The organism is Nonomuraea sp. B10E15 (genome assembly GCF_039871615.1).
GTDB lineage: Bacteria > Actinomycetota > Actinomycetes > Streptosporangiales > Streptosporangiaceae > Nonomuraea.
The window spans coordinates 1-1,091 of the sequence record NZ_JBDPMB010000063.1 but is presented as its reverse complement, the minus strand read 5'-3'; the positions used below and the strand labels follow the sequence as shown (position 1 = coordinate 1,091).

Genomic DNA, 1,091 nt, shown 5'->3' with positions numbered 1-1,091 from the left:
AACGTCGACAAGACGTCCGACAAGGATCTGTACGGCTGCAAGGTCATCCCGTCCCGGGGTGCCTGGCTGGAGTTCGAGATCGACAAGCGCGACAGCGTCGGTGTGCGCATCGACCGCAAGCGCAAGCAGGCCGTCACCGTGCTTCTCAAGGCACTGGGGTGGACCAACGAGAAGATCCTCGAGCGTTTCGGCCAGTACGAGTCGATGCGGGCCACCCTGGAGAAGGACCACACGGCCGGCCAGGATGACGCGCTGCTCGACATCTACCGCAAGCTGCGGCCGGGCGAGCCGCCGACCAAGGAGTCGGCGCAGACCCTGCTGGAGAACCTCTACTTCAACCCCAAGCGGTACGACCTGGCCAAGGTGGGCCGCTACAAGATCAACAAGAAGCTCGGGGTCGACGCCGAGATCACCCAGGGCACGCTGACCGAGGACGACATCGTCGCCACGATCGAGTACATCGTCCGCCTCCACGCGGGCGAGGAGTCGATGCCGGGCGCCAACGGAGAGGTCATCGTCGAGATCGACGACATCGACCACTTCGGCAACCGCCGCCTGCGCAGCGTCGGCGAGCTCATCCAGAACCAGGTCCGCCTGGGTCTGGCCCGCATGGAGCGCGTCGTGCGCGAGCGGATGACCACGCAGGACGTCGAGGCGATCACGCCGCAGACCCTGATCAACATCCGCCCGGTGGTCGCCTCCATCAAGGAGTTCTTCGGCACCTCGCAGCTGTCGCAGTTCATGGACCAGACCAACCCGCTGGCCGGGCTGACGCACAAGCGGCGTCTGTCCGCGCTGGGCCCCGGTGGTCTGTCGCGTGAGCGGGCCGGCTTCGAGGTCCGTGACGTGCACCCGTCCCACTACGGCCGGATGTGCCCGATCGAGACCCCTGAAGGCCCCAACATCGGCCTGATCGGGTCGCTGGCCTCCTACGGCCGCATCAACGCCTTCGGCTTCGTCGAGACCCCCTACCGCAAGGTGGTCGACGGCAAGGTCACCGACCAGATCGACTACCTCACCGCCGACGAGGAAGACCGTTTCGTCAAGGCGCAGGCCAACACGGTGCTCAACCCCGACGGGTCGTTCGCCGA

General features: G+C 66.2%; 1 pseudogene. It reads left to right on the top strand.

From position 1 onward, the window contains the following. A pseudogene (locus ABGB14_RS49975) lies at window positions 1-1,091 on the top strand (DNA-directed RNA polymerase subunit beta); the annotation flags it as partial.